The organism is Dyadobacter chenwenxiniae (genome assembly GCF_022869785.1).
Classification (GTDB): Bacteria; Bacteroidota; Bacteroidia; order Cytophagales; family Spirosomataceae; genus Dyadobacter; species Dyadobacter chenwenxiniae.
Map to the genome: position 1 here is coordinate 6,072,990 of NZ_CP094997.1, position 24,922 is coordinate 6,097,911.

The window sequence follows — 24,922 nt, forward strand, 5'->3', positions numbered from 1 at the left end:
GGTGTGCAAAAATAGGGTTAAGGTCTCGAACATTGCTGACAATGACCTTATATTTGCATGAATATGAAAAAATATTACAACTCCCTTCCATTGTGGCCGATTCTTTACTTTTTGCGCTCGGCGCGTTTGTGTTCGTTCAATTATGCTATTATTTCTACTTCTTCACAAGACTCGCATTTTACGGTAAAGGTGCCAACTATGATAACGAATTGCCTGGCGTAACAGTGCTGGTGTGCGCATGGAACGAGCACGACAACCTTACTCAGCTGCTCCCGCTACTCGATTCCCAGGAATATCCGGACTTCGAAGTGATCCTGCTCGATGACCGCTCCGACGATGGAAGTGAAGAATTTATAAGAGAAAATATATCCAGGTGGAAGCACATCAGATACATCCGGATCAATGACCAGTTTGATCACGTAACCCCCAAGAAATATGCATTAACCGTTGGAATGAAGCAGGCAAGATTTCCCATTGCGCTGATGACCGACGCCGACTGCCGCCCCACCTCCAATCACTGGATTACCGCCATGACCTCCCGGGTAAGCGAAGAAAAAGACATTGTGCTCGGTTTTTCGCCTTATATAAAGCAGCCGGGGCTACTGAACTGGTTTATCCGCTGCGAAACATTTTATACAGCTGTCCAGTATCTTTCTTTCGCGCTCGCAGGCCTTACCTATATGGGTGTAGGGCGTAACATCTTATATAAACGATCTGTTTTTTTTGCCAACAAAGGATTTTACAAGCATAAGCATATATTTGGCGGGGACGATGATATTTTCCTCAATGAGGTTTCAACGGGTTCCAATACAGCCATATCTATAGAGGAGGATTCTTTTATATATTCTTTGCCTAAAACAACCTGGAAGACCTGGTACAGGCAAAAACAACGGCACATGTCGGTCAGCAGATTTTACAGGAAGCGAAATAAGGTATTACTGGGTTTGCTTTCAGGTGCGCACATTGCCGTGTGGGTTTCGGGAATAGCCATTTTGTTGGTTGGACTGATAACAAGGAACATTTTCCTGTTGCAAGGCCTGGGTGTTGTATTCGTTGCAAGATGGCTTATCCAGTGGTTTTTGCTTACTGTCATTAATGTGAAGCTAGACAAAACAGTAGAGTGGTTCAGCTTTTTGTTTATGGACTTTGCGCTTTTTATCTATTATGTCGTCTTTGGATTTCTGACCTTTACAAAAAGAAAACCTCGTAAGTCGTGGAATTAATTAATAAATATTTTCCGGATCTGACTGCCGATCAGCGTGATAAGTTCGGCCAGATGGAGGAATTGTATCAGTTTTGGAATGCCAGGGTCAATGTAATTTCCCGGCAAGACATTGATACATTGTATGAAAGGCATATTTTGCATTCATTAGGCATCGCCAAAGTGCTCGAATTTAAGTCGGGAACCAGCATTCTGGATGTAGGCACGGGAGGGGGGTTTCCTGGAATTCCGCTGGCAATTCTTTTTCCAAAAGCTCAGTTTCACCTGGTTGATAGCATTGGCAAGAAGATCCGGGTGGTGCAGGAGATCGCAGACGCATTGAAGTTGAACAATGTTAAAGCTGAGCAAATCAGGGCAGAAAAACTAGACGATACTTATGAGTTTGTGGTCAGCAGGGCGGTGACGAGAATCACCCCATTTGTAGGTTGGGTTAAAAATAACATCAGTAAAAACTCTTTTCACTCGCTCAGGAACGGAATTTTATACTTAAAAGGCGGAGACCTGGCCGAAGAGCTTTCTGAATTGAATCAAAAGTCGCGGGTTTATGAGCTTTCCGGCTTTTTTGAAGAAGAATTTTTCCAAACTAAAAAAGTCGTTTACGTACCATTATAACTTAATCTAATAACCTAATAATATGAACGAACGATATAGCGCCAGCGGCCTGATGAATCCATTTTTCCCGGACGAAGTAACATTCGGCGAAAAGGGCGTGACGTTTAAGGTAAGAAAGCTTTTTAAAAGCAACGACAATTTTGTCTTTTACGCTGATATTTCCGGCGTTGAGATTGAAAGTGGGATGTTCTTTTCCACGATAAGGGTCATTCCCAGAATGCGTCCGGAAATTATTATCAATAATTTTACAAAAGGAGATGCTAAGAGAGTCAAGGAGTTAATCCTTCAACACGTGCAGGGCTGACATTTTTTTTAAGTTATCCTTGCGCTGTATAATTCAAATTCTTAGATTTGCACCAGAATTCAGATAGTTAATCGGATTTGAAATTCCTGAATAGCTCAGCCGGTTAGAGCATCTGACTGTTAATCAGAGGGTCGTTGGTTCGAGCCCAACTTCGGGAGCCTGAAAATGCGGTCCGCCGCTGCGGAAGCACTTAGCATTAATTTGCTAGGTGCTTTTTTTGTTTGTTGCAATAAAAGTTGCAATCGTTAATATTGCTACAAGAATTTCCGGTTTTTTGGAGAATTAATGCTTCACGTTCTTAAACGCGATGGTTATAAGGAAATCTTAGGCATGTGGCTTGGCAAAATGAGTCTGCTGCCTATTGAATGAGTGTTTTGACAGATATGAAAGCCCAAGGGTTACAAAATATTCAGATCACAGCCACCGACAATCTCAACGGCTTCACCCAAACAATCCGGTCTGTTTTTTCTAAATAGGCAACCCAGATTTGTGTCGTCCACCGCCGGGCGGCCCCGCAGATCCGGAAAAGTTGTAAGTATATGGTCTGGAAAGATAAAAAGGAATTCAGCCGCGATTATATCTGCACTGGCCTGCTCCATGATCCGAAGCATACTTTTTTCGTCGCGGTCTTCAAACGGATATTCGTTGATCCGGCGGGCTGTCATGCACCAGGAGCACCGAAAGTGGTTTAGCATTTAACTGGAAGTCCAAACGGATGTGTGCCGACAGCGTTCTTAAATAGGCCGCAGTCGTCACGGCTTCTTCCCATCCCAAAGTCGCAAAAAGAGAATCATTTCGCCGAACACATCTGCATTTAGCTGGGGAACAATTGCACTTTCTGCCAACTGTATACCAATTGTAAACCTTGTAGTACGCGCCGTTTACGTTTTGTACCCTCCTTTTTATTGCCGTCGCTTATTCTTCCACCTAAGTTTGCATTGTCTTCCGGAAAACGATTAATCAACCTGGAAATGAGCCATTTTTATCTATCAATATTCATTTATTAGTCATGGAAAAAACGATTGCAAAAAAACATTCATCAATTTTCGGCAATGCTTTGCTCGCCATCGCATTACTATTTTCAACATTTGCCGCAACGGCACAAAATAACTGGAATTTCCCGAGTGCCGAGACGTTTGAGCAACTTGCCGACGTAGCTTATGGAAATGGAAAGTATGTCCAGATCGGATCCAACGGACTCATCCGTACTTCTACCAACCGGGTCGTTTGGGAAACGCTGCAATCGGGCATAGACAATTACTCCCTAAACTCGATCGTTTTCGCCAACGGCAAATTTGTGATCGTTGGACAAGATGGCACTATCCTGACATCCTCGGATGGCTCTGTCTGGAACAAGCAGAATTCGGGAACGGATCAATCATTAAATGGCATCGCTTTTGGAAATGGTGTTTTTGTTGCCGTGGGCATAAACGGCACCATCGTTTCATCCCCGGATGGTAACAACTGGACAGGACGCCCGTCTGGGACCACGACGGATCTCAACGATGTGGCTTTTAGCGCAATTTCCTTTGTTGCCGTAGGGAATGGTGGTGAGATCAGAACTTCCAAGTTTGAAAACCTAGACATCTGGACACAAAGAGCTTCCGGAACAACCAATACGTTGGTAGCTGTCGCAGACGGTTTAGGTGCAACTTTTGTCGCAGTAGGTGCTAAGGGAACCATTGTTTTCACCAGTAATGCCTATAATTGGCAGGTTAAGGCGGGACCAGCCAATTCCGCAAAATTCTACTGGATGGGGGTTGCCGCTAATCCTGTTACAGGGGCATTTGTAGCGATCAACGACGGATATATGGTCGCCACATCTGCTGATGGAAGTTATTGGGGCAATGCACTGATTCATTCAGGAAGTGACGGCGTGACATTGCGGTTACGTTATCTTCAGAATCATTTCCTTGCAACCGGGGTGAATGGAAGAATGCGAGCTTCCTATGACAATGGTAAAACATGGAGCTCACCCGTTCCCAATTATGCAAGAATGAATATGAAAGGGGCCGCATTTGGCAATGGCCGGTTTGTAGCGGTGGGAAATGAGCCTTTAATAACCGGGGCTGGCAGTGCCGGCTACAGCAACCTGATCATCAATTCAACAGACGGCATTCATTTCAGTCCGTCCGAAACCAGTCATCTTGTGGGTGGTGCCAAAACGTTCAATGACGTCACATTTGGAAACTCAATGTTTGTAGCTGTGGGTGACGATGCGATCATCCAAACATCCACCGACGGCATTAAATGGAATTACAGCCACGTAATCTTTGGAAAAAAGCTTACAGGAGTGGCTTACGGAAACGGGCGGTTCGTGGCCGTGGGTTATGATGGACTGATACTTTGGTCTGTGGACGGCAAAACGTGGCAAAAAGCGAATTCGGCAGGAACAATTTCGTACAATGCCGTCGGTTTCACCAACGGACAATTTACACTGGTTGGCCGTGAAGGCGTACTCGCATCATCCGTAACCGGTATAAATTGGAATTTCAGACCAACCGGGACCAAAAACGAACTCCGGAGCGTAGCCTATGGAAACGGCAGATGGATAGCAGTCGGGACTTACAATACTGTAGTAACGTCGCTCAATGGCAGCACCTGGAAATCACAGCAATTTTCGCCTTCAAATGATCATTTCGATGACATCTGTTATGCAAACGGACAGTTTGTAGCGGTGACCATGTCCGGCAACGTTTATACCTCCATCAGTCCCAACTTTTGGGATAACGTTACAAACTATAAGACAAATAAAGTCCTGAATTCAATTACGTTTGGTAATGGCCAATTCTTTGCTGTGGGCATTTCAGGACTTTTGATGACATCCCCTTTCGCAGAAGCACCCGTACTTTCTGATCCGCCAAAGGCCATGAGATGTTCGGGGTGTCTTAATTCTGACGAAGAGGTGGAGAAGGTTTCGGAAAATGAAGTTGATTTTAATGTTACCACTTTTCCAAATCCGGTGGTGGACCATTTCGCCGTCGTTATTCAAGGTGCAGCGGGTGAAGAAGTCAGATTAACACTCATGGATTTATCCGGTCGCACGATTTCAGACAAAACAATGCATGCAGGTTCAGCAAAATTTCAGGAATCGATCACAATGGTCCAAAAGCAAACAGGTATGTATTTGCTGCGCGTGAGCACACATACGCAAATGCAGACGGTGAAGATTTTTAAACAATAGACTAGCAGTATTAGTGAACAATAAGTATGGATCGCCAATATTGTCCTGGCTTGCTTGCTAACCTATTGCCAGGGTCGGTCATCCAATTATTGTCTCCTACCAAAAAAACATATTCGTAAGTGCCTGGTTTTAGGCTAAGCTTACATTCCCATTGCCCGTCGGCGGTTTTTGTAAATGGATTTGCATGGGTGTCCCAATTATTGAATGAACCAACCAGGCTGATTTTCTGCGCGTATTCGAGAGAACTAATACGGAAAGTTACCTTGCCATCGGGCTGACTGGTGAAAAGCCCGGCAACCAGGTTACTTGGATTGATCGACAAGGCCCGCTTAAATAGTTGTCCGGCCATTTCCCGGTTTCCTAGCACAAGGTAGGCTTGGGCGAGACTGCTCAGCGCGCGGTCAGATTCAGGATAAGTGGATTGATTTAAAGCAAATATCTCCACTGCCTGATCCAGTTTACCCGAGTCCAATAAAGCAAATCCAAGTTCATCCAATTCGTTTTCACCGAAATCGTAGCCGCCTGGTTCCGCGTTCTTCAGGCGGTGGTATGTTGCAACGGCTTTTTTAGCGCCTTGTTTTGCCGCAATGGGTTCCAGTTTTTCTCTGATACTGAGCGGAAACAGACTCTTCATCTCAACTTGGTGCGCACCTTTCTTTAATTCATCGGTTAAAACAATCGTAACCGGCTGCTCGAAACGATGGCGCTGGAAAAGGGTGAATTTACATTGTGTCAAATTGGCTATCTGAGAATAGATCGTAGCATTATCGACGGAGTGCTGCGCGGTTTTGGCAAGGATTGTCTTAAACAACGCTTCCGTCACAGCCTGCCCGTCCAGCATTGCTTCCGCGGTGCGGTACCGATGACATTGGTTTTGTTCAGGCTTGTTATTGAGTAAACTAAAATTGGCGACAGCCTGGTAGGGCTTCATTTTGTCGGATTTGCGGATAATGTAGTTGGCGTGGATGATTGCATAATCGCCGATTGCATCGGCTACCAGTATCTGCGCGCGCTGCTGCCAGACGAGGTTATATCTTCCCAACAATTGCACAACTTCTTCGACAGTAGTGCATTCGGACAATGCTTTATCTACGAAATATCCTTTGAAATCCGGCTTCGAGGCGTCCCGCTTGATCGGGATTTCCGTCGGAAGTGCAGCAGCATCCCAGAACAACCCTTTTTCATTCATTCCGCCTTCCGGCAACTTTCGTTCTGCACCCCAGGTCACAAAGCCGTGTTGATGCTGGCGGGCGGGGTAGAACCATAAATTGCTTTTCAGGGAGGGCGATGCGTCTTCATTATTTCCCACTAGAACCGTTTTACCGTCCGAAGCAGTAAAGATGGTACAAGCGTACGTAGCCTGGTAGAAAAGACAGCAGGCCATCAAAAGCAAAGTAAACTTGCGAGCAAACATATCGGTCAATTTTTTTGATCAAATATCCAGCGGCATTTAACTGTCAGAATAAAGAAATCTGCGAATGCCGGATTTTTATCCGCAAGGTCATTTTTGCGGTTGCATGTAAATACGGCCTTGGCGGATGTTTTTAGGATCGTGCAGCTCGTTTTTGCTTGTTGGCGGATTTTCATTGTTACCAAACTTGAAATAAGTGTTATTTTGTAGTATGTTGTCGCGTCTTAAAAGCAGCCCGGTTTTGCGGATACATGTCCTTTTCTGGACGATGTTCATTTTCTTTGGGGTTGTTTTCAATGTGGCACTGCATAACCAGATGCGTGTTACCTTCCCTTTGTTCTGGTCCGACCTTGTTGACCCGCTAACACCAATCGGGTATGCACGGACGATACTGATGTGCTACCTGAGCCTTTGGATATTTGACCGCCTGCTGCGGCAGCATTTTCATGGACTGGCCGTGATCGTGTTATTGGGTCTAATTGCGTTGGATGTTCTTTTACGATATTGTATTGAACAGCTTTTCCTTGGACCGGTATTTGGCATATGGCAATATCCTGCCGGGATCAGGATCTGGGCTTATTTTGGAGAAACAGTCTTTTTTAGTGCCCTCGGTATTTTTTTATGTTTTCTATTAAAAACGATCAACGATTTTTTCCATCAGGAGACCCTACGGCATGAAAAGGTAACGATGGAGCTTGCCTATCTGAGGGCCCAGCTCAATCCACATTTTTTATTCAATACCATGAATAACCTGTACGGTTTGTCGCTGACTGAGCCGGCCCGGACGCCCGATGTGGTCCTCAGGTTAGGAGAAATGATGCGTTACATGCTCTACGAGTCCAATGAAACATATGTGCCGCTGACCAGGGAAATTGAGTATGTTATCGGATTTATCGAGCTCGAAAAGCTGCGTTATGCCCAGCAAACGAATGTCGATTTTATAGTTGGGGGAAATGTAAACGGTGTTTTGATAGCGCCTCTCCTGCTGATCTCATTCGTCGAAAATGCCTTCAAACATGGGCAGCTGCATGAAGCACAATTTCCAGTAAGGATTGAACTTTCCGTTTCGAAGGAAATATTGCATTTTGAAACACAAAACCGGTTAGTCACTCAGCAACATGATAGTTCCGGCAGGATCGGTCTAAGAAATGTCCGAAGACGTTTGTCCCTGCTTTATCCCGACAAACACTTATTACGCGTATGGCAAGAACAGGATACATTTCGTGTGAGGCTGGAAATCAATATAAACCAATCCAATTAACGCGCCGATGAACCGTTCCAGAAATTTTAAAGCCATGGCCATCGACGATGAACCGATCGCGTTGCGCGTGATCGAAACACATGCTCAAAAGATCAGTCAGCTTGATTTGGTACAGACGACTACCAATGCAGTCCAAGGCTTGCAATTTGCTTTGCAGCACGAGGTGGACATTATCTTCCTGGACATCCAGATGCCCGATCTGACCGGATTTCAATTGCTTAAACAGCTAAGTGATAAATCGAAAATAGTCCTTACCACGGCTTACCCGCAATATGCTTTGCAAGGTTACGAACACGACGTGATCGATTATCTGCTCAAACCCATATCATTTGACCGCTTCTTCCAGTCATTTCAAAAAGTGCAACGTCTGTTTCAGTTAAAAGCACCAGTTTCGAATGGCCAGGAAGGATTAGGTCCGGCTTCCACGCACGGGGTTATTTTTATAAAAACAGAACACAAACTCGTCAGGGTGAACCATGACGATGTATTCTATTTACAGGGTGGGAAGGATTACACAACGATTTTTACACGCACAGACAAGCTTCTGAGCCTTACTTCGCTGACAAAGTTTGAAGAAGCACTGCCCGCGCCTTTATTCCTGCGTGTGCACAAATCCTTTTTGGTGGCTGTTAACAAAATCCATTTCATTGAGCGCCAGCGGATCTTTATCGAAAACGCCGTGATCCCCATTGGCGACTCGTACAAAGATGCAGTCATACGCAATACCGGTATTTGACTGGTTTGTTAACTAAGCTTTTACCAAGAATAATGTTGGCTAGGGATAGTAATGCACATAACATCGGAATTATACATTTGCCTGGAACATATCAATGTATTTGCGAACGTAACTTCTGCAAAGGTAGATTGTCAGTTCCTCAACCTTAACGTATCTTAAAGATGGCTATGATGGATATCGAATATGTGACGATATACCCGTAACATTGCTACTTTAACCATGTTGACTTTTTCGCAGCGGAGGCTGCTGGACTAAACTTTTAGGCAGTATCAACTATATGCTTAAATTCCCGCTTGATAGCCAATTGAACAAGCGGGCCCAAATACGGTTATATGAATGCAGGCGTATTACGTAAATGTTCTGTTTTTTACTTATTGTTGCCCAATTTATTATTTGGGCTGGGCTGGTTTAGGCAGCCATATTCTGCCTTGCTTGCGATCGGGCTATCTTACTTACTTTTTTTAGAGTTCAAGAAGGAGGATTCAACGAATAAACTGACCGCTAAAAGCCTGGGATTCCTTTTTTTGTTTTCCCTGATATGCGTATTTTTTTGTGGAATTGACGCGTTTAGTAAACCATCGTTTGACTGGCTTGCTCATAATATAAAATTCTACGACCTATTCAAGAATGACTGGCCAATTTACTTTCCTGAGGTGGGCAGATATGCATGTTATTACTATGGATATTATCTCGTTCCTGCGCTGGTTTCCAAAATTTATGGGCAGTTGCTGCCCTCCGTGTTTATTTTATGGACATTTCTAGGCTTTTTTCTGGGTTTCGCGTGGATGCTTTTGCTTCTTGGTCAAAGCCGATTGATGCTGGTACTATTTCTGCTCATGCGCGGGATGGGCCAACTGGTATTCTCCGCCTTTAAGATCCTGAAAATATCACAGATCGAAGCACCAATATTTAATCCATCTATCAGATCTATTTTCGAACAGAGCGCTTTTGCTCCTCATCAGGTTATTCCTTCCTTGATCGGTTCAGGTATATTGGTATACGATTTTATGCACCGAAGAAAAATCGATGAGACCTTTTTCGTAGTGATACTGGTCTTTGTATGGGGTGTTTTTCCTGCACTTTCATTGCTTGCGGTCTTTGGGGCAATTTTTATCCATAAATATATACTGAATGACGGATGGAGAGCGATTGACAAACGGATGATCATAGCTTCATATCTTTTACCTGGATTGGTTTTTCTGCCTACATTAACGTATTTTCTTTCCTCTCAAACTCTGGCTATACAGGGTCTTCTTTGGCAATTCAAACCTGCGGGACATATTATATTAAGTTATGCAACAGGATTGCTATTAGACTTTGTTATATTTTATATTGTCATTATATCCTTCAATAGGATATTCAATATTTTTCCCACATGGTTTGTCAACACAATTTTTGGGTTACTGTTCGCATTGTCCCTCTACCGAATGGGTATATACAATGACCTGTTCTTCAGGGGGTCTATTCCTCTATGCATCATTTTGTACATCGGGGTTTTGAAGGGAGCCGAAGCTGCGATTAGAACCAAGGAATGGCCAACTCAGAAGCTTTTTTATATGGCTGCTTGCTTACTGTTGTTTTTAACGATAAGCCTTGTATACGTCAAATCGAATCTTTTAAGGGAAAACAAAATTGCGATGTGGACAAACTCAGAAAAGGTGCAATACAGGGAATATCCTTATACGGAATATGATAATATCTATCAGGGCTTGCTCAACGGATACGGGGATCCCGAAGGAGCAAAACAGTATTTAGGTTCTCAAAACTCGGTTTATGAGAAATATCTTAGTAGGTAGCATTAAAAAGGGTCGTAAGACGCTTCCTGGCTGGTGGAAAGCCTAACTCAGAATTGCAGTGGAGTTGCTATGGATCCTGAGGGGGCATTGTTTTTCCAGCATTTTATTATCTTGCTAAAAATTAACTTGTTAGTATGAAAAAGCTGATCCGTTGGACCTTGATCATCCTATTTTGCCCGTTCTACTTTGTAGGCAAATGCGGTGGCCGGAGAATCGTATATACCAAATAATATCCGAATAATCGGTCATACGATATTCTAGGAGTCCTGGTTTTGCAGGGGGTTACTCCGAGCTATGCCTGTTCTGACTTTTGATTCAGCTTTCAATATGTGTCATTATGGCAAATATGTCAAGGCTGAGGTACGCTAATTATGGTTTATGCAACAGCCGCGAGGGTTTACGTAAAAATGCCAATTCTGCGACGGGAAATCAAAACAGAGCACCTTCATCACTGGAAATGGAAGGCGGGCTGTAGGTATCCGTGGAATCATTTGAAACTTCCTCACATGCAATCGTGAAATTGGTGGGTTTAGTAAAGGCCGCCTTTCGATACTGTTCCAGCGTGCCGTCGTTATATACATTTCTCATATAAAGCCCCCAAGCCGGTAATGCTGCGTGCCCCCCTTGACCAAGATCCATCGTTCTAAAATGAATTTGCATATCTTCACCACCAACCCAAATCCCTGAAACCAGGTTTTGCGTCATACCCATGAACCATGCATCCGAATGGTTTTGTGTAGTCCCGGTTTTTGCTGCAATTTCGTTTCCTTGTGTAACACCATAAGACCGCAGGCGACCAGCAGTCCCACCAGGGTCTTCAACAGCACCGCGCATTAAATAAAGCATGTTATAGGCCATCACGTCACTCAACTCCTGGTTTTGCTTCGGATGGAATTCTTGCAAAACATTTCCGTTCCTGTCTTCGATCCGTAAAATGGCGAGCGGCTCGGTGCGGTAACCTCCATTGGCAAAAGAGCAGTAGGCATTGACCATTTCATATACCGACACGGAACTGATACCGAGGCAAAGTGAAGGCACTTCATCCAGCTGGCTGGTAATACCTAATTTGTGCGCGTAATCGGCGACAGTATTCGGCTTCACCATTTGAATAATATTGGCACTGATCGAATTTACAGATTGCCCAAGCGCCTGCCGAAGTGTAAGTGATCGATATGTATATTGGCTTGAAGGTGGGTTCCAGTTTCCTTCGACGGGCTGATCCGTAATACGATCGCAAGGTGTCAGGTAGTTTTTTTGCAATGCCGAAACGTATACGAACGGCTTGAAAGTCGAGCCTGGTTGCCTGCGGCCTTGTTTGACGTGATCATATTTAAAGTATTTAAAATCAACCCCGCCAACCCATGCTTTTATGTGTCCGTTACGCGGGTCCATGGACATCATTCCGGCGTGCAGAAAACGCTTGTAATATCGAATTGAATCGATTGGGCTCATGAGCATTTCCTTTTCTCCATCGTACGAAAAGACTTTCATTTTATATGGTTTACGCATTACCTTCCAGGCTTCCGCTTTCCCCAATTCATTTTTCAAGGCGATGAACTGAGGGAGCGACTCGACTGCCTTTTCTATAAATCCAGGTACTTCACGTCCAGTGGGATAAGCCCATGGATTGCGACCTTTCCAATGGGCATCGAACAGTCGTTGCTGCTCGCGCATGTGCTCTCGCATTGCAGCCTCCATGTATTTTTGCAAACGGGAATCAATGGTCGTATAAATGTGAAGGCCACTGGTCTTCAAATCCAGATCCGTATCGTTTTCCTCATTGTACTTTGTAAGCCAGGCTTGCAGATAACCGCGCATGGATTCCTGAAAATAGGGAGCTGACCCTGTATTGGGCCCATCTAATTGGAATTTGAGATCTAAGGGTCTCTTCTGGAATGCAGTGTATTCTTTGTTTGTCAAATAATTATATTTCACCATTTGTGACATCACTACATTCCTGCGTCTGGTTGCATTTGCCGGTCGCCTCCGAGGGTTGTGTAAAGATGGATTTTGCAGCATTCCAACCAGAAGGGCCGCCTCGGGAACTGTCAAATCGAATGGTTCTTTGCCGAAGTAACTTTTCGATGCGACTTTAATTCCGTACGTATTATTCCCGAACGAAACCGTGTTCAGGTACATCATCATGATTTCATTTTTGGTGTACTTCCGCTCCAAAATCACTGCTAACATCCATTCTTTGGCCTTCATTATCACAGTGCTAACCAAAGGAACTTTACCAAGGACGCCACGGTATTTCTTAGACCGGGTTTCAAAGAGATTTTTGGCAACCTGTTGCGTAATTGTACTGCCCCCACCTGAACTTGAATTGCCTGTAAAAACGCCTTTGGCTACGCGCAACATGCTACGTCCATCAATTCCGGAGTGATTTGTAAATCGCGCATCTTCGGTGGCTACCAGTGCATGAATTAGATTGGGGGAGAGCTGGTCAAAATCAATCCGTATCCGGTTCTCGGAATAATACTTTCCGAGTGACTTGCCGTCTTCCGAAATTAGTTCTGACGCCAATTCACTTTGCGGATTTTCGAGCATGGCCAAATCGGGCATGCCGCCAAACAGCCAAAGAAGATTAACCCTAACTGCGATGATCAGGAAGACGAGAAGGCCGATGGATATGCCGGTAATTTTCCAGATCCCTATGATTGTGCGTCTGTATTTGCCTGGTTGAAATGCGATCATGTCAAAATAATCTAAAACGAATGTTAAAAGTTAGACGGGAATGCCCACCCACATATGAACATACTAAATAAGCATTACAGTCACTTTTGTGCGGCATTGGCTCTCATAACCGTAATAATTGCTTTAAGCGGTCATAAAATCCAGTATCGGCAAAAGTGAATCTTTTATGCAAAATGTAGTTACTAATGAAACTTGCTCCCATTGCAACGTTCTGCGAACCCAGTTTATTTATATCTATCAACTTATGTGAATACGGTATTTTTCTTTTAAGGTCGCCAAGTATATCAACTGAGAGTTGAAAGAGGGTTGAAGCTCCGTAAACAGTAATCAGGCAGGAAATAATCGCTACTAGGGAGAATTTTACGACTTGCCGTCTTGACTGAGTAGCGTTTTTTGTATTGAATGCAAACAACTTTGTTAGAAAGAAACCAGACACAAAGGCTACTCCGTATCCTATAAAAAGCGCTTGCTGATATGATAAGGCAAACCAATCTTGCAGTATACTTCCCGCTAAAAGCTGAATGAGAAATCCAATGCCGGCGACAATAAAGTAGGCAATTAGATCTCGGGGATTAAAAAGGTCGTTCTGCATGCATTGTGCCGTTATAAGTTGTTGACGTATAAGAAGTAGGTATCATAAAGCTGGAAAACAAGCGTATGGCCCCCAAATAACAGTCCTGCCTTCAATGTAATGACTATCAACGGCAATAAGCATTTATTCATACGATAAAGCCGACGCATTTACGCCAAATTCTTTCTTGAATGAAGTGGAAAAATCTGGGCAGTTTCAAATGCCACCGAAATGTCCCGCAAGTCATTTTCTAGACTTTGCCCTGATGGCTATTTGCATTAATGCTTTGTCGTGATGGTTTTTTAAAATGCATACATTATCGAAGATCATTACGGCTCCGTTTTCTGGCGTATAGGCAGGCCAGTTTGGCAATAGATTGTGGTTGGGATTGCCGGTTCTGGCGAAATGCACCCAGGCCTGGCTTATTCTTTCGGCGAGGATGTAAGCCTCTTTTCCTCCACCGGTCATTTGTTCGCACAGGGCAATGTTGTCAAAAACAAAGGGTAGATCCATGCAGTGAACCGCCCCGAGCGAGTTATCCATAACCGGCGACTGCCAGGTGAAAAGGTAAGTATAAACCGGCGCATCGCCAGCCGTATACTTCTGGTTCGCGAAATGAATCACCAAAGGTCGGTAAAGCAGATCCACGTCGATCAACTCGGAAGCCTTTTTTGCCTCTGGATAAGCTTTCTGCAAAGCGTTTTTGTAGGCGGCCTTTTGATCACCATATTTTTCCTGCAACATGAATTGCGCATCCTCTTCAGTGACTTTTCTGAGATCCATTTCAAAGGGCACAAACTCGTTTTTTACAGACCCAACCAATAACGGAATGACAGCAGAAAACGCATTTGCTGCCGGACTGCCTATTTGATAAGGCAGAAAATCATCCATAACCGGATTCCATTCCAAACCAAGCGCCGGAACCTCATCCGGTTGCATACTTGCTTGCACTTTTTCCAACGCCTTTGTTCCGGCGTTCGCAAGTTGTTCATAAGGCATAGTTTCTAACGCTTGGACTTGTCCGGGGCCAAGTTTTAGTTCTTCCAGCAAGGCGGTGGAGACTTTTTGAGAAATATGCTTATCAGTAAAATGATTCGGATAAGTCCCGCTCTGGACAATGGCTTTATGAAATAATCCCTTCGCCGAAGGCGCATTCATCAAACACATAACCTTGGAACCACCCCCTGACTGTCCGAAAATTGTTACATTACCAGGATCTCCGCCAAAATTGGCAATGTTTTCATGAAGCCATTCCAATGCCATGACCATATCAACAGCCCCGACGTTGGCCGAATGCTTGTATTTTGTGCCATAGGCAGACAGATCAAGAAACCCCAGCACATTAAGCCGGTGATTGAGACTTACAAGCACAACCTCCCCATTTTGCGCGAGATTCTCACCATCCTGTGACGGAAATTCAATAGCTGAGCCATTTGCAAAACCACCGCCATGCAGCCAGACCATCACCGGCATTTTCGCATGAACAGCCGTGTTTGTGCTCCATAAATTCAATGTAAGGCATTGTTCATCAACACGATAGCCCCTATTGGGCTGGAAGGCGAATTCTAGTTCGTCCGAGAATTCGGGAGCTTGAGTCGTCGGGCAGGTTGGGCCGTAACACAGGCAGCTTCGGATTCCTTCCCAGGCCACCGGTTTTTCAGCCGGCATAAACCTTCTTGCCTCGCCATATGGAATTCCTTTGAATGTATGAATGTCACGGTGAATATAACCACGGATCTTGCCGCTGGAAGTCTGTACAACAACGGTGCTGGAATCCGCAATGATCGGCGTTTTGTGCTGAGATTTGGGTTGTGTTGACATGAATTAAGAATCGAAAGGGATTTAGTCAGGACGCTTCATTGCCTTCATAAGGAATTTCAAAGATAGCCGTTGAACAACAGCATTCAGGTTCTCCGTTCCATGTAACCCGCCAGGACTGTCTTGCACAATTCGTTGTTCCGGTTTATACAATTTCGGGGTTTCCGTAAGGTCTAGTTTTGTTTAAAATTAAAATAAACAAATACGAAACCTCAGATATATGAATGCTTTTGAAAAATTTAACCAGCTCCACTACCAGCAGTCGCCATTGTTAATAGGCAACATTTGGGACGTCCAGAGCGCGAAGGTTTTCGAAGCGGCTGGTTATGCTGCCATTGGAACCTCGAGCCAGGCAGTTGCGGTTGCAAATGGTTATGAAGATGGAGAAAAATTGCCTTTCGAGACACTTCTGGCATTGGCGAAAAGAGTTGTTGAGGTTGTGAAAATCCCTCTAACCGTTGACATGGAAGGCGGTTACGACCGCAAAGTGAAAGGAATAACCCAAAATATTGACAGACTCCACGACATAGGCGTAGTGGGTATAAACTTAGAAGACACGGTTTCTGGGAAGAGCCGTGATCTATTGCCGGCTGAGGAATTTGGAGCATTGCTTTCGGAAGTGACGAATTTTATTGCTCAAAACAATTTGAAAATATTTGTCAATGTGCGTACTGACGGGTTCCTGTTAGGTTTACCGAATGCGCTTGAAGAGACATTGAAGCGGATCAGGATTTACGAAGAGGCAAGCGCGTCAGGTATTTTTGTACCATGTATTACGGCCAAAGAGGATATCAAGGCAATCGTTAATGAAACGAAACTCCCCCTTAATGTCATGTGCATGCCAAACCTGCCCGATTTCCGAACATTAGGACAATTGGGCGTAAAGAGAATCAGCATTGGGCCATTCCTTTTCAACAGGATTTACAGCGACGCTGAAAAGGTGGCCGATGCCATCCGCAGCGAGCAAAGTTTCAGCCCCATATTTTCTTGATTTCCACTATTTATTTCAACCACTTAAAATTTTCTATAAATGATCTTACCTAAAAGAGCAGAAGATGCCACGCAGCACTTGCAGCGGCCAACAACAAAGATCTTGATAACGTGCTGATTATGTATGATTTGTCCGGCGGGCCGTACTATTTTTGCTGATATTATGTTACCTAGTGATCAACGCCGAAAGGTTTTTTATTTTGAAGTATGGAATTCAAGCAGTTTTTTCCGTCGGATATTTTAAAGCCTTATGTAGGGCATTACTATCTTTTTGAGTCGGATTCGGATGCTGAGTTTGTGGATACAGTATTTCCAAGCGGGGATATGGAGATGATTTTTAATCTGGGCGGCGGCGTTTGGGAAACTTCCGTGGATGATGAATTTCGCATTAATCCTAAGATTGAATTGTGGGGCCAAGTTACAAAACCGTTACAAATCCGTTCGAAAGGAAAGCATTCGATGCTGGGAATCAGGTTTTTCACGCATTCAGCCGCTTATTTTTTGAATGAAGAAATGGGTGTTTTCAATGATCAGGTTTTGGATCTGGCCTATATCATCGGTGATCCGGTCAAAATATTGCATGCACAGATGTTGGAAACCGCAGATATCAAAAGCAAAATCGGTCTTATAGAAGATTTTCTTATCCGGAAGCTTATTAGCAACGAACGGAAAACAGATAAAATAGAAAAGGTTGGGAGCATTTTACGGACAATAAAAAATAATTATTCAGACACGAATTTGAGCCTGGTTGCCTCCAAATACAATGTTACGCCTCGCTATATGCATAAGCTCATCCAGCAGTGTACAGGGCTGTCCCCCAAGTCGTTCAACAAGATCAGCAGGTTTCAGCTGAGCCTTAAAATGCTGTCGGCCAAAGCACAACCCCTTACTTCCATTGCTTACGATTGCGGCTATTTTGACCAGTCGCATTTCATCCGTGATTTCAAATCATTCACCGGCCAGACACCCTCTGCGTATATGGAAAATATGACGCCGGTTAACAACTTATTGCTTCAATAATTTAAGAGTTCGGGGTTGCATCCCACCTTCTCAAACACAACCGGTTCCAGCGCTATTGATCTTTTGTTTATTAACTTTTACTTTTAAATTTCTATTCATTGCCCATCCGAGCGGAACAAGTAATGAGTTCTAGCCCTGTAACACCATGAAAATCATACTATCTCTGTTTTTTGCTTGTACAACTTTCCTATGCCATGCGCAGAATAATAGCATTAAAAAAGAAAAATGGCATTGGGATAACCCTTCCAGACAGGATACAAGCGCTGGATATGTGCAAGTTCTAAAAGTAGACAACATGCTGTACATCTCTGGCGCCGTGACAAAAGAAGTTACACCAGAAGGGATACGACAAGTTTATAATGCTTTGGAAAAGTCGTTAAAAAGCTTTGGCGCAACTTTTCAAAACGTAGTAAAAGAAAACTTATATACTACTGACATTGAAGCAATGAAGAAACACAACTCTATAAGGAAAGCATTTTATAACGGAGATTTTCCAGCGGCAACTTGGGTTCAAGTATCAAGACTTTACATGAGTGAAGCGAAATTGGAAGTTGAGTTAACTGCACATCTGCCAAAATGAGAATGGGCGCTCCGACGATAACAACCGTGTCCCCTTCGATATATTGCCTTGATTAGTTCCGCATTGCATCGGAGCCCATCTACTATTGCTTTGAATTCCTTTTCAAAGCCAACCATTTACTGATCAAGCATATCCAACAATCTACGCTTGCTAAATAAAACCGCCGTTAGCACAAATTAATTCTCCACGGTTGTCGCTTTGCATTAGTTTCGGGTAAACATATAAACTAATAGAAATGAAACCGTTAAACTATTTTAGCTTACTATTATTGATATGGCTTGCTTGTCCGTGCCTGGCTCAGGAAAAGCGCTGGACAGAGAAGGACCGTCAGTTTACCATCGACCAATTCAATCGGACCCGTGATGAATTGGTCAAAGAGACGGAAAATCTGACACCCGATCAATGGGCATTTCGTGAATCGGCTGATCGTTGGTCCATCGGAGAAATTGTGGAGCATCTTGCGTTGTGGGAGATCATTTGGGCGCGGGAAATCAGTATGGGCTCGCGTAGCAAGCCGCAACCGGAATTAAACGAATCAACCAGGCCCGACAGCTACTACTCGGATTTTATTATGGAAACTAATCCTCACGCAGCAGCAGATATCGCCATTCCGACAGGTTTTATTAAAGGAAAGGACAATCTTACATTCTTTCTGAGTCGCCGTGAGCAGAACCTTGCCTTTCTAAAAAAGACTGATGCAGATATGAGAGCACACTTTGAGCTCACTGCTACGCCGAACCCAAGAAATATGCACCAGGTTTACATCTATCAATGGGGGCATGTCGACAGGCATTTAAGGCAGATACGAAAAGTTAAAGCGGACAAAAACTTTCCAAAATAAGTCCAGCGTAGAGATTACCGGCTGCACCAGTCTGACTTACTGCACTGGTGTGCCGGTAAACTCTTTAATCGCCAGGGGACGATTTTTGCCTGGTAAAGTCCTCGGGTTCATACCAGATTTTCTTCGATAATAGCTCCAACCAAAACAGCATTGCCATCCGGGAATGCTGATATTTTTATCCAAAAACATACTAACTAGTATGTTTTTGGATATCTTTGCATTTCAACAAAAATGACAATGCATCAAACGCTTCTGACATTACATTCCGTTAACAGATGGCTCGTTTTACTTAGCCTCCTGTTCACAATTGCCATCTGCTGGAATGGCTACCGGTCAAGGAAAAAATTTTCCGGCTTCGACAATACTGTCAGGCACGTTACAGCAACGATATCTCATGTACAATTACTGCTCGGCCTTTATCTGTATATGATAAGCCCTATAGTCAAGTTCAATGTTGCAGAAGGAGAGGACGCGGGACTTGTCAGCGAGCACCTGTTTTTTCGTCTTATCCACATTTCCCTGATGGTTGTCTCTGTCCTGATCATCACAATAGGATCCGCCAAAGCGAAGCGGGCAGCGAATGACCATTTGAAATTTAAGACAGTACTGATATGGTTCTCCATTGCACTGCTGATCATACTTATCGCCATCCCATGGCCTTTCTCGCCATTGGTCGGCAGGCCCTATTTCAGAACGTTTTAAATTAAAATCTTTTATGTTACATCTGTTCAAAACTCCTATAGGCCGTTTACGAATCATCGGGTTCTTAGAGGGAATCTCTCTGATCCTTTTGGTATTTATAGCCGTACCATTGAAATATTGGGCGGATCAGCCTGCATTAGTAAAGCTGATAGGACCCATTCATGGCTTACTCTTTACACTGTTTGTATTTATGACGCTAAGTGTAGGAGTAACCTACCGCTGGAAGTTTTCCGAAACATCATGGAAAGTTTTGCTCGCCTGCATCATTCCTTTCGGGACTTTTTACATCGATAAGCATATTCTAAAACCGCAGGAAACTGTTAGCGAAAGTCAGGATGGCTGAAAAATTAAGATGGAGCGTAACTGGGCAGATAAGATCGGTTCTCTCTGTTTACGTATCACTGATCGCGGCTGTGCTTTATGCAGCCAGCTGTAATTCTGACACGGAGACTATTGCTAACAATATTTCTTTTCATGATAAACTCTCAGAATACGGGCTGTTTAAATCCGGCATGTCAGAACTAAACCCTGAAAAAGGGGTAGAAATGTTTGATATTGCTTCACCGCTGTTCACGGATTATGCTGAAAAACAGAGGCTGATCAAGATACCAGATGGACAAAAAGCGACCATTGACGGTAATGGATTGCCCCTATTTCCGGATGGGACGATCATTGCAAAGACGTTTTATTATTCCAAATCCGGGAACAAAAAGAGGCGCATTTTGGAAACCCGTTTGCTCATTCTTAAACACGGAAAATGGAATGCGGCGACGTATCAGTGGAATGTAATGCAAACAAATGCAAATTTGCTCACCAGTGGAGCTGTTGTTCCCATTGCTTTCGAGTACCATTCCGGAATACAGCGAAAGTTAGCATACAAGATTCCATCGCAAAATGATTGCAGTTCCTGTCACCGATCCGGTGACCAGTTGAGCCCTATCGGCCCAAAAGCCCGAAATCTGAATATGACGGTAACCGCTGAAGGAAAGCGTCAGAACCAATTGGATTATTTTATAAAAAAAGGGATATTTAATCCTGCGGATCTCATAGCGATTGGCGCATTGCCCAGCTATAAGGACACCACTCTGGACGTGGCCATGCGTGCCAGGGCTTATTTTGATATAAATTGCGCCCATTGTCACCAGCCAGCGGGCGCGGCCTCACAGACCTCATTGAACCTGGGTTATTCCACCTCATTCGAAGAGACCGGAATAGATTTTAACAAGCAGAACATTCTGATCAGGATGAGTACAATGGGAGCGTACCACATGCCCAAAATAGGCACTACGGTCCTTGATGACGAAGGAGTCCAACTGGTGAAAACGTATATAAAAGGTCTTGACAGCCATCTAAATCAATGATGGAAATCAACGTTAGAGAGCTGTCGGGTATGGCATTGAGAAATTCTCCGATAAATAGATCAAAAACCTGTAGGTGATTTTTAAATATCATGAAAAAGGCTGAGGCAACGAGATTAAAGATTCTGGAAAAGGCGTTTGATCTGATTTATGCCAAAGGTTATCAGACAACGAGTGTAGACGATATCATCGCCACCACCGAAGTGACCAAAGGTGCTTTTTATTATCATTTCAAAAATAAAGACGAAATGGGAATATCGATCATCAATGAGCTTATGAAGCCTTCTTTAACAAAAGGATTTATAGATCCCTTGCTAAACGAAAATGATCCCGTAGAGGGCATTTACAAACTGGTGTATAATCTGCTCATGAAGAATGACTTCCTTAAAGTTGAATACGGGTGCCCGGTTTCTAATCTGACTCATGAGATGACTCCCTGGAATACCGATTTTAACAATGCATTGGATGAGCTGACCCAGCAATGGATAAAGACAATGGCCGAATCGGTTGAAAGAGGAAAGAAGAATGGTTTTATACGTGCAGATGTGAATTCGATGCAGGTCACAATGTTTGTGATGTCGGGCTACTGGGGAATTCGCAACTTCGGCAAGTTAGCGAACAGCAAAAAGATTTATTTGCCCTTTTTAAAGGAACTCAAAAAGTATTTTGAAACGCTGCGCTGACGCTGTTTGGACTGTGGAAGTGGAGCCAACGGCTTTTCTATAAAATGGACATGCACGTGCTCAGGTATCATACAATTATTCCGGCTGCCCAATCCAGAAATTGCAGATTGACTGAAAGGTGTTCCGAAGAACAGAAAAATTCAGAGGTTTAAAGACAACCGCATTTGCCCCAGCCTGATAGCACTGCCGAATCTGAAGCGGTGAAATATCACTTGTCATGATTATGATAGGAATGTCATTGATCTGGGAGCAGTTTGCCAGAGGTGGTTGCCGTAATAATCTGAGCAATTCGATGCCATTCATTTCGGGCATATTGTAATCCAAAACGAGCAAGTCGGGAAATCCTTCTCTTTGTCCGGACCGGCTTAATTGCTGCATATGTTTATGAAGTGAGCGGCCACTTTCAAAAAACTTTACCAGATAAGGCTTATCCAGGTCTTTAATCAATTTATAGAGCAGAAATTGATGATCCGAGTTGTCATCAACGATATATAACTCCATAGTTCATAATCGAAATTTGATATAATAGTCCTTCAATAACAGCATTGTGGATTAAAATCGTACCAAACCTCACCGTTGTCACCACAAATAAATTAATACAGCCATAGGTGTGCACACATGCAAAAAAATAATGTTAAGCTTGCGCATATGCTGATACGGCTACAAATTTTGCTTTCAACCAGCTAATCAATATTTCAAAAACTAATTACGCATGGAATCACTTCAGCGCATTGATTTACATGAGACTAGCAAGGCCGTAGCAGGAAGCTATGCAAATGTGCCGCTCAATCTGGTCAATGACCACATTATCAGGATCAGCATAATGACTGAGCCATTTTATTGGCATTATCACCCCAATTCAGACGAAAGCTTCCTGTGCTTAGAAGGCGTGCTAGTGATAGATCTTGAAGGTGAATCCATTGAACTCCATCCCGGCCAGCTTTTCACAATTCCCAGGAATGTACTGCACAAAACAAGTCCGAAAGGCGGAAGATCCGTAAATCTGACATTTGAGTTGGAAGGGATGGAAACGGTTCGGAATGTGCTGTGAATCAGCATAAAATAGTCGCTTTGCCGGGGCAATTTGAACAACGCGCGTCGTATTAATTAGAGCCAAAGAAATCACGTAATCCAGCAAATTTAGCTGATTTTAATATTCGTGAACGTTCTTTCGTTTGCATTTAAGCGTATATCTTGTAATATTTATTTGATAGGATGCGTGCTTGCCAAAAAATTCCCTGAAATGAGATTCATAATCGTTTGCGCGCTGTTCACGATGTTTGTTATAAAGCCTGCCTCCGGCCAGGTGGGGATGATCCGAAAGTTGCAACAATCACTTCCGCAGATCACGGACAGCGTTCGCTATGTGGATGCTGTTAATAAAATGTCATTGCTCTTCTACGAACAAAATGCCGACAGCACTTTCTACTATGCACTTCGCGCGCGCGAGGTTGCAACGCGGTTGGATTATGCGAAAGGGATTGCCGATGCGACCAATAATCTGGGGATTGTGTTCGATATAAAAGGCAATGTGCAGCTCGCGCTTCGCTATTATAATGATGCTTACAACAGATATGTCGCAATCGGTGATTCGTCCAACATTGTTCAAACCCTCATGAACATTGCCATGGTTTACACCGTTACAGGCAAAAACCAGAAGTCTATCGCCAACTACAAACAGGCTCTGGAAATTGGGAACCGCATTGCTCATGACTCTATCACGGCGCTTGCGATATACAATTACATGTTGACTTATCCCGCTGAATTTAAGGGTGCTGTAAGAGATAAAAACATTCAACGGGCGAGCGACATTGCCAGGAAATACAAGGACAGGCGCATGCAACTTGCGATCGAACAGTTGCAGGCTGCGGATTATCTGGCTGACAACAAGAGAGAAAAGGGTATCCAATTGTTAAAGCAGACATTGAATAAAAGTCTGGATATGGAGCTGTATTTTTTCAGTATGGACTTACTGATTAACCTCGGCGACCAGCATCTTCCCATTCTCCCGGATACTGCAATTGCTTATTACGAGCAGGCATTACAGCTCGCTGAACAGAAGGGTTACCGCTTATATTCCAGGGATTTAGCAAGGAAAATGTATGACTTTTACACAGAACGGAATGACAAACCGCAAGCCTACAAATACGCGCAGAAACTGATCCGGCTTGTTGAAGAGCAGATTGAAATAGATAAAGTTTCGGGCATCGATTACATTGAGTATGCGGTGAAGGACCAGGAATTGAGGTCGGAGCAGGTTAAGGTGGCCTATAACAAGCGGTTTTTATGGCTGGCAGTCGCCATATGCGCACTTACAATCCTGAGCATTGCGTTTTTGCTGCGGACCTGGTTAATGACAAAGCGCACAAATGAAGTGTTGCGCATCCAGTTCCGGCAGCTCGAAACGACGATGGAAGCGCTGGAAACAACGAATGAAAATTATGCGCGCGTGATAAAAATCGTTGCCCACGATCTGAGAAATCCAATCGGCGCGATCAATGCAATGAGTACGATGATGATTGATTACGAGACAGATCCGCAGGAAACGAAGGAATTGATTCAATTGATCAATGAGTCAAGTAAAAATTGCATGACCATGATCGGTGATCTGCTGGTAACGGATTTTGATCTGAAAGAATCGGAGTTGAACAAAGAGGAAATTGACCTTCCTGTTTTTCTGCAACAAGTGATTAAGCTTCTGATTTTTAGGGCAAAAGAAAAAAATCAGGAGCTGGTTTTATTTAACCCTGTTCATGCGACTATTCTGGCGGATAGCGACAAGCTTTCCCGCGTGCTTAGCAATCTGGTGATCAATGCCGTAAAATTTAGTCCGAAAGGCGGTTTGATAGAAGTCAGCACCTCGGAAACGGCAGGCGGAATTTTGATTGCCGTTAAGGATAATGGTCTTGGCATTCCGAAAGAATTTGAGAACAAAATTTTTGATCCGTTTACGTCGTCAAAACGCGCCGGAACGGCTGGTGAACAACCATTCGGCCTCGGCTTGTACATTAGCAAGCAAATCATTGAAGCGCATCATGGACGCATCTGGTTCGAAAGCGAGGCCGGGGTAACTACTACATTCTACATCCTGCTCCCCAGCAGCGTCATAGTAAACTCCGAGACAGAAGCTTAGCGG

At 43.8% G+C, this 24,922-nt stretch carries 22 protein-coding genes, 1 tRNA gene and 1 pseudogene; 19 read left to right on the forward strand and 5 right to left on the reverse strand.

Annotated features, from left to right (window positions below):
* The first annotated feature begins 41 nt into the window (after positions 1 to 41).
* From MUK70_RS26030 to MUK70_RS26055, 6 genes and pseudogenes are all read left to right on the forward strand, one after another.
* The gene (locus MUK70_RS26030; protein WP_234657243.1) at positions 42 to 1,223 is read left to right on the forward strand and encodes a glycosyltransferase; all 1,182 of its coding nucleotides are present in this window, start codon (positions 42 to 44) and stop codon (positions 1,221 to 1,223) included.
* Positions 1,214 to 1,834 (forward strand): 16S rRNA (guanine(527)-N(7))-methyltransferase RsmG, encoded by a 621-nt coding sequence (gene rsmG / locus MUK70_RS26035; RefSeq protein WP_234605360.1) that lies wholly within the window; start codon positions 1,214 to 1,216, stop codon positions 1,832 to 1,834. Before MUK70_RS26030 ends, rsmG begins: the two co-directional genes overlap by 10 nt.
* 22 nt (positions 1,835 to 1,856) lie before the next feature.
* Positions 1,857 to 2,138, forward strand: a complete 282-nt coding sequence (locus tag MUK70_RS26040) for a hypothetical protein (protein ID WP_234605358.1) — start codon at positions 1,857 to 1,859, stop codon at positions 2,136 to 2,138.
* A gap of 84 nt (positions 2,139 to 2,222) precedes the next feature.
* Positions 2,223 to 2,296: transfer RNA gene (locus MUK70_RS26045), tRNA-Asn, on the forward strand.
* A 139-nt stretch (positions 2,297 to 2,435) separates the two neighbouring features.
* Positions 2,436 to 2,713, forward strand: a pseudogene (locus tag MUK70_RS31300) (transposase); the annotation flags it as partial.
* 434 nt (positions 2,714 to 3,147) lie between these two features.
* Positions 3,148 to 5,322: a T9SS type A sorting domain-containing protein gene (locus MUK70_RS26055; protein ID WP_244784543.1), complete on the forward strand. Its 2,175-nt coding sequence runs from the start codon at positions 3,148 to 3,150 to the stop codon at positions 5,320 to 5,322.
* Between the two features lie 10 nt (positions 5,323 to 5,332).
* Here MUK70_RS26055 and MUK70_RS26060 read toward each other — a convergent pair whose 3' ends face one another.
* Complete coding sequence (locus MUK70_RS26060; RefSeq protein ID WP_234657240.1) at positions 5,333 to 6,736, reverse strand: carcinine hydrolase/isopenicillin-N N-acyltransferase family protein; 1,404 nt, start codon at positions 6,734 to 6,736, stop codon at positions 5,333 to 5,335.
* 238 nt (positions 6,737 to 6,974) lie between these two features.
* On the opposite strand from MUK70_RS26060, the gene MUK70_RS26065 reads away from it, so the two are divergent.
* From MUK70_RS26065 to MUK70_RS26075, 3 genes are all read left to right on the forward strand, one after another.
* Positions 6,975 to 7,994 carry a sensor histidine kinase gene (locus MUK70_RS26065; RefSeq protein ID WP_244784545.1) on the forward strand — a complete coding sequence of 340 codons (1,020 nt, stop codon included), beginning with the start codon at positions 6,975 to 6,977 and terminating at the stop codon, positions 7,992 to 7,994.
* A 7-nt stretch (positions 7,995 to 8,001) separates the two neighbouring features.
* Positions 8,002 to 8,730 (forward strand): LytR/AlgR family response regulator transcription factor, encoded by a 729-nt coding sequence (locus tag MUK70_RS26070; RefSeq protein WP_234657238.1) that lies wholly within the window; start codon positions 8,002 to 8,004, stop codon positions 8,728 to 8,730.
* A gap of 332 nt (positions 8,731 to 9,062) precedes the next feature.
* Positions 9,063 to 10,526 (forward strand): hypothetical protein, encoded by a 1,464-nt coding sequence (locus MUK70_RS26075; protein ID WP_234657237.1) that lies wholly within the window; start codon positions 9,063 to 9,065, stop codon positions 10,524 to 10,526.
* Positions 10,527 to 10,955: 429 nt separating this feature from the next.
* Here MUK70_RS26075 and MUK70_RS26080 read toward each other — a convergent pair whose 3' ends face one another.
* From MUK70_RS26080 to MUK70_RS26090, 3 genes are all read right to left on the reverse strand, one after another.
* Entirely contained in the window at positions 10,956 to 13,223 is a 2,268-nt protein-coding gene (locus MUK70_RS26080) for a transglycosylase domain-containing protein (RefSeq protein WP_234657236.1), read from the reverse strand.
* A 103-nt stretch (positions 13,224 to 13,326) separates the two neighbouring features.
* Complete coding sequence (locus MUK70_RS26085) at positions 13,327 to 13,815, reverse strand: GtrA family protein (protein WP_234657235.1); 489 nt, start codon at positions 13,813 to 13,815, stop codon at positions 13,327 to 13,329.
* Between the two features lie 222 nt (positions 13,816 to 14,037).
* Positions 14,038 to 15,615, reverse strand: coding sequence for a carboxylesterase/lipase family protein (locus MUK70_RS26090; protein ID WP_234657234.1), 1,578 nt, complete (start codon positions 15,613 to 15,615; stop codon positions 14,038 to 14,040).
* Positions 15,616 to 15,832: 217 nt separating this feature from the next.
* Here MUK70_RS26090 and MUK70_RS26095 point away from each other — a divergent pair, with 217 nt between their 5' ends.
* The 8 genes from MUK70_RS26095 to MUK70_RS26130 all read left to right on the forward strand — a co-directional run bounded on the left by MUK70_RS26095 (position 15,833) and on the right by MUK70_RS26130 (position 21,786).
* Complete coding sequence (locus MUK70_RS26095) at positions 15,833 to 16,603, forward strand: isocitrate lyase/PEP mutase family protein (RefSeq protein ID WP_234657233.1); 771 nt, start codon at positions 15,833 to 15,835, stop codon at positions 16,601 to 16,603.
* Positions 16,604 to 16,809: 206 nt separating this feature from the next.
* Positions 16,810 to 17,622 carry a helix-turn-helix domain-containing protein gene (locus MUK70_RS26100; RefSeq protein WP_234657232.1) on the forward strand — a complete coding sequence of 271 codons (813 nt, stop codon included), beginning with the start codon at positions 16,810 to 16,812 and terminating at the stop codon, positions 17,620 to 17,622.
* A gap of 145 nt (positions 17,623 to 17,767) precedes the next feature.
* The gene (locus MUK70_RS26105; RefSeq protein WP_234657230.1) at positions 17,768 to 18,202 is read left to right on the forward strand and encodes a RidA family protein; all 435 of its coding nucleotides are present in this window, start codon (positions 17,768 to 17,770) and stop codon (positions 18,200 to 18,202) included.
* A gap of 235 nt (positions 18,203 to 18,437) precedes the next feature.
* The gene (locus tag MUK70_RS26110) at positions 18,438 to 19,043 is read left to right on the forward strand and encodes a DinB family protein (RefSeq protein ID WP_234657228.1); all 606 of its coding nucleotides are present in this window, start codon (positions 18,438 to 18,440) and stop codon (positions 19,041 to 19,043) included.
* A gap of 237 nt (positions 19,044 to 19,280) precedes the next feature.
* The gene (locus MUK70_RS26115; RefSeq protein WP_234657226.1) at positions 19,281 to 19,745 is read left to right on the forward strand and encodes a hypothetical protein; all 465 of its coding nucleotides are present in this window, start codon (positions 19,281 to 19,283) and stop codon (positions 19,743 to 19,745) included.
* Between the two features lie 13 nt (positions 19,746 to 19,758).
* Entirely contained in the window at positions 19,759 to 20,088 is a 330-nt protein-coding gene (locus tag MUK70_RS26120; protein ID WP_234605335.1) for a DUF3817 domain-containing protein, read from the forward strand.
* Positions 20,081 to 21,106, forward strand: a complete 1,026-nt coding sequence (locus MUK70_RS26125) for a c-type cytochrome (RefSeq protein WP_234657225.1) — start codon at positions 20,081 to 20,083, stop codon at positions 21,104 to 21,106. The genes MUK70_RS26120 and MUK70_RS26125 overlap by 8 nt, the downstream gene beginning before the upstream one ends.
* An 89-nt stretch (positions 21,107 to 21,195) precedes the next feature.
* A complete protein-coding gene (locus MUK70_RS26130) occupies positions 21,196 to 21,786 on the forward strand; it encodes a TetR/AcrR family transcriptional regulator (protein WP_234657223.1) in 591 nt (196 codons plus the stop codon).
* Between the two features lie 75 nt (positions 21,787 to 21,861).
* Here MUK70_RS26130 and MUK70_RS26135 read toward each other — a convergent pair whose 3' ends face one another.
* Positions 21,862 to 22,287 (reverse strand): response regulator, encoded by a 426-nt coding sequence (locus tag MUK70_RS26135; RefSeq protein ID WP_234657222.1) that lies wholly within the window; start codon positions 22,285 to 22,287, stop codon positions 21,862 to 21,864.
* A gap of 211 nt (positions 22,288 to 22,498) precedes the next feature.
* On the opposite strand from MUK70_RS26135, the gene MUK70_RS26140 reads away from it, so the two are divergent.
* Entirely contained in the window at positions 22,499 to 22,837 is a 339-nt protein-coding gene (locus MUK70_RS26140; RefSeq protein WP_234657220.1) for a cupin domain-containing protein, read from the forward strand.
* Between the two features lie 192 nt (positions 22,838 to 23,029).
* On the forward strand, positions 23,030 to 24,919 hold the full coding sequence (locus MUK70_RS26145) for an ATP-binding protein (protein ID WP_234657219.1): 1,890 nt from the start codon (positions 23,030 to 23,032) through the stop codon (positions 24,917 to 24,919).
* Positions 24,920 to 24,922: the final 3 nt, after the last annotated feature.

What these genes read in the sequence shown, in the direction of transcription:
- MUK70_RS26030 (WP_234657243.1), top strand. Translation starts at nt 42, where the DNA reads ATGACCTTATATTTGCATGAATATGAAAAAATATTACAACTCCCTTCC.
- MUK70_RS26040 (WP_234605358.1), top strand. Translation starts at nt 1,857, where the DNA reads ATGAACGAACGATATAGCGCCAGCGGCCTGATGAATCCATTTTTCCCG.
- MUK70_RS26055 (WP_244784543.1), top strand. Translation starts at nt 3,148, where the DNA reads ATGGAAAAAACGATTGCAAAAAAACATTCATCAATTTTCGGCAATGCT.
- MUK70_RS26060 (WP_234657240.1), bottom strand. Translation starts at nt 6,736, where the DNA reads ATGTTTGCTCGCAAGTTTACTTTGCTTTTGATGGCCTGCTGTCTTTTC.
- MUK70_RS26070 (WP_234657238.1), top strand. Translation starts at nt 8,002, where the DNA reads ATGAACCGTTCCAGAAATTTTAAAGCCATGGCCATCGACGATGAACCG.
- MUK70_RS26075 (WP_234657237.1), top strand. Translation starts at nt 9,063, where the DNA reads ATGAATGCAGGCGTATTACGTAAATGTTCTGTTTTTTACTTATTGTTG.
- MUK70_RS26080 (WP_234657236.1), bottom strand. Translation starts at nt 13,223, where the DNA reads ATGATCGCATTTCAACCAGGCAAATACAGACGCACAATCATAGGGATC.
- MUK70_RS26085 (WP_234657235.1), bottom strand. Translation starts at nt 13,815, where the DNA reads ATGCAGAACGACCTTTTTAATCCCCGAGATCTAATTGCCTACTTTATT.
- MUK70_RS26090 (WP_234657234.1), bottom strand. Translation starts at nt 15,615, where the DNA reads ATGTCAACACAACCCAAATCTCAGCACAAAACGCCGATCATTGCGGAT.
- MUK70_RS26095 (WP_234657233.1), top strand. Translation starts at nt 15,833, where the DNA reads ATGAATGCTTTTGAAAAATTTAACCAGCTCCACTACCAGCAGTCGCCA.
- MUK70_RS26100 (WP_234657232.1), top strand. Translation starts at nt 16,810, where the DNA reads ATGGAATTCAAGCAGTTTTTTCCGTCGGATATTTTAAAGCCTTATGTA.
- MUK70_RS26105 (WP_234657230.1), top strand. Translation starts at nt 17,768, where the DNA reads ATGAAAATCATACTATCTCTGTTTTTTGCTTGTACAACTTTCCTATGC.
- MUK70_RS26110 (WP_234657228.1), top strand. Translation starts at nt 18,438, where the DNA reads ATGAAACCGTTAAACTATTTTAGCTTACTATTATTGATATGGCTTGCT.
- MUK70_RS26115 (WP_234657226.1), top strand. Translation starts at nt 19,281, where the DNA reads ATGCATCAAACGCTTCTGACATTACATTCCGTTAACAGATGGCTCGTT.
- MUK70_RS26120 (WP_234605335.1), top strand. Translation starts at nt 19,759, where the DNA reads ATGTTACATCTGTTCAAAACTCCTATAGGCCGTTTACGAATCATCGGG.
- MUK70_RS26125 (WP_234657225.1), top strand. Translation starts at nt 20,081, where the DNA reads ATGGCTGAAAAATTAAGATGGAGCGTAACTGGGCAGATAAGATCGGTT.
- MUK70_RS26130 (WP_234657223.1), top strand. Translation starts at nt 21,196, where the DNA reads ATGAAAAAGGCTGAGGCAACGAGATTAAAGATTCTGGAAAAGGCGTTT.
- MUK70_RS26135 (WP_234657222.1), bottom strand. Translation starts at nt 22,287, where the DNA reads ATGGAGTTATATATCGTTGATGACAACTCGGATCATCAATTTCTGCTC.
- MUK70_RS26140 (WP_234657220.1), top strand. Translation starts at nt 22,499, where the DNA reads ATGGAATCACTTCAGCGCATTGATTTACATGAGACTAGCAAGGCCGTA.
- MUK70_RS26145 (WP_234657219.1), top strand. Translation starts at nt 23,030, where the DNA reads ATGAGATTCATAATCGTTTGCGCGCTGTTCACGATGTTTGTTATAAAG.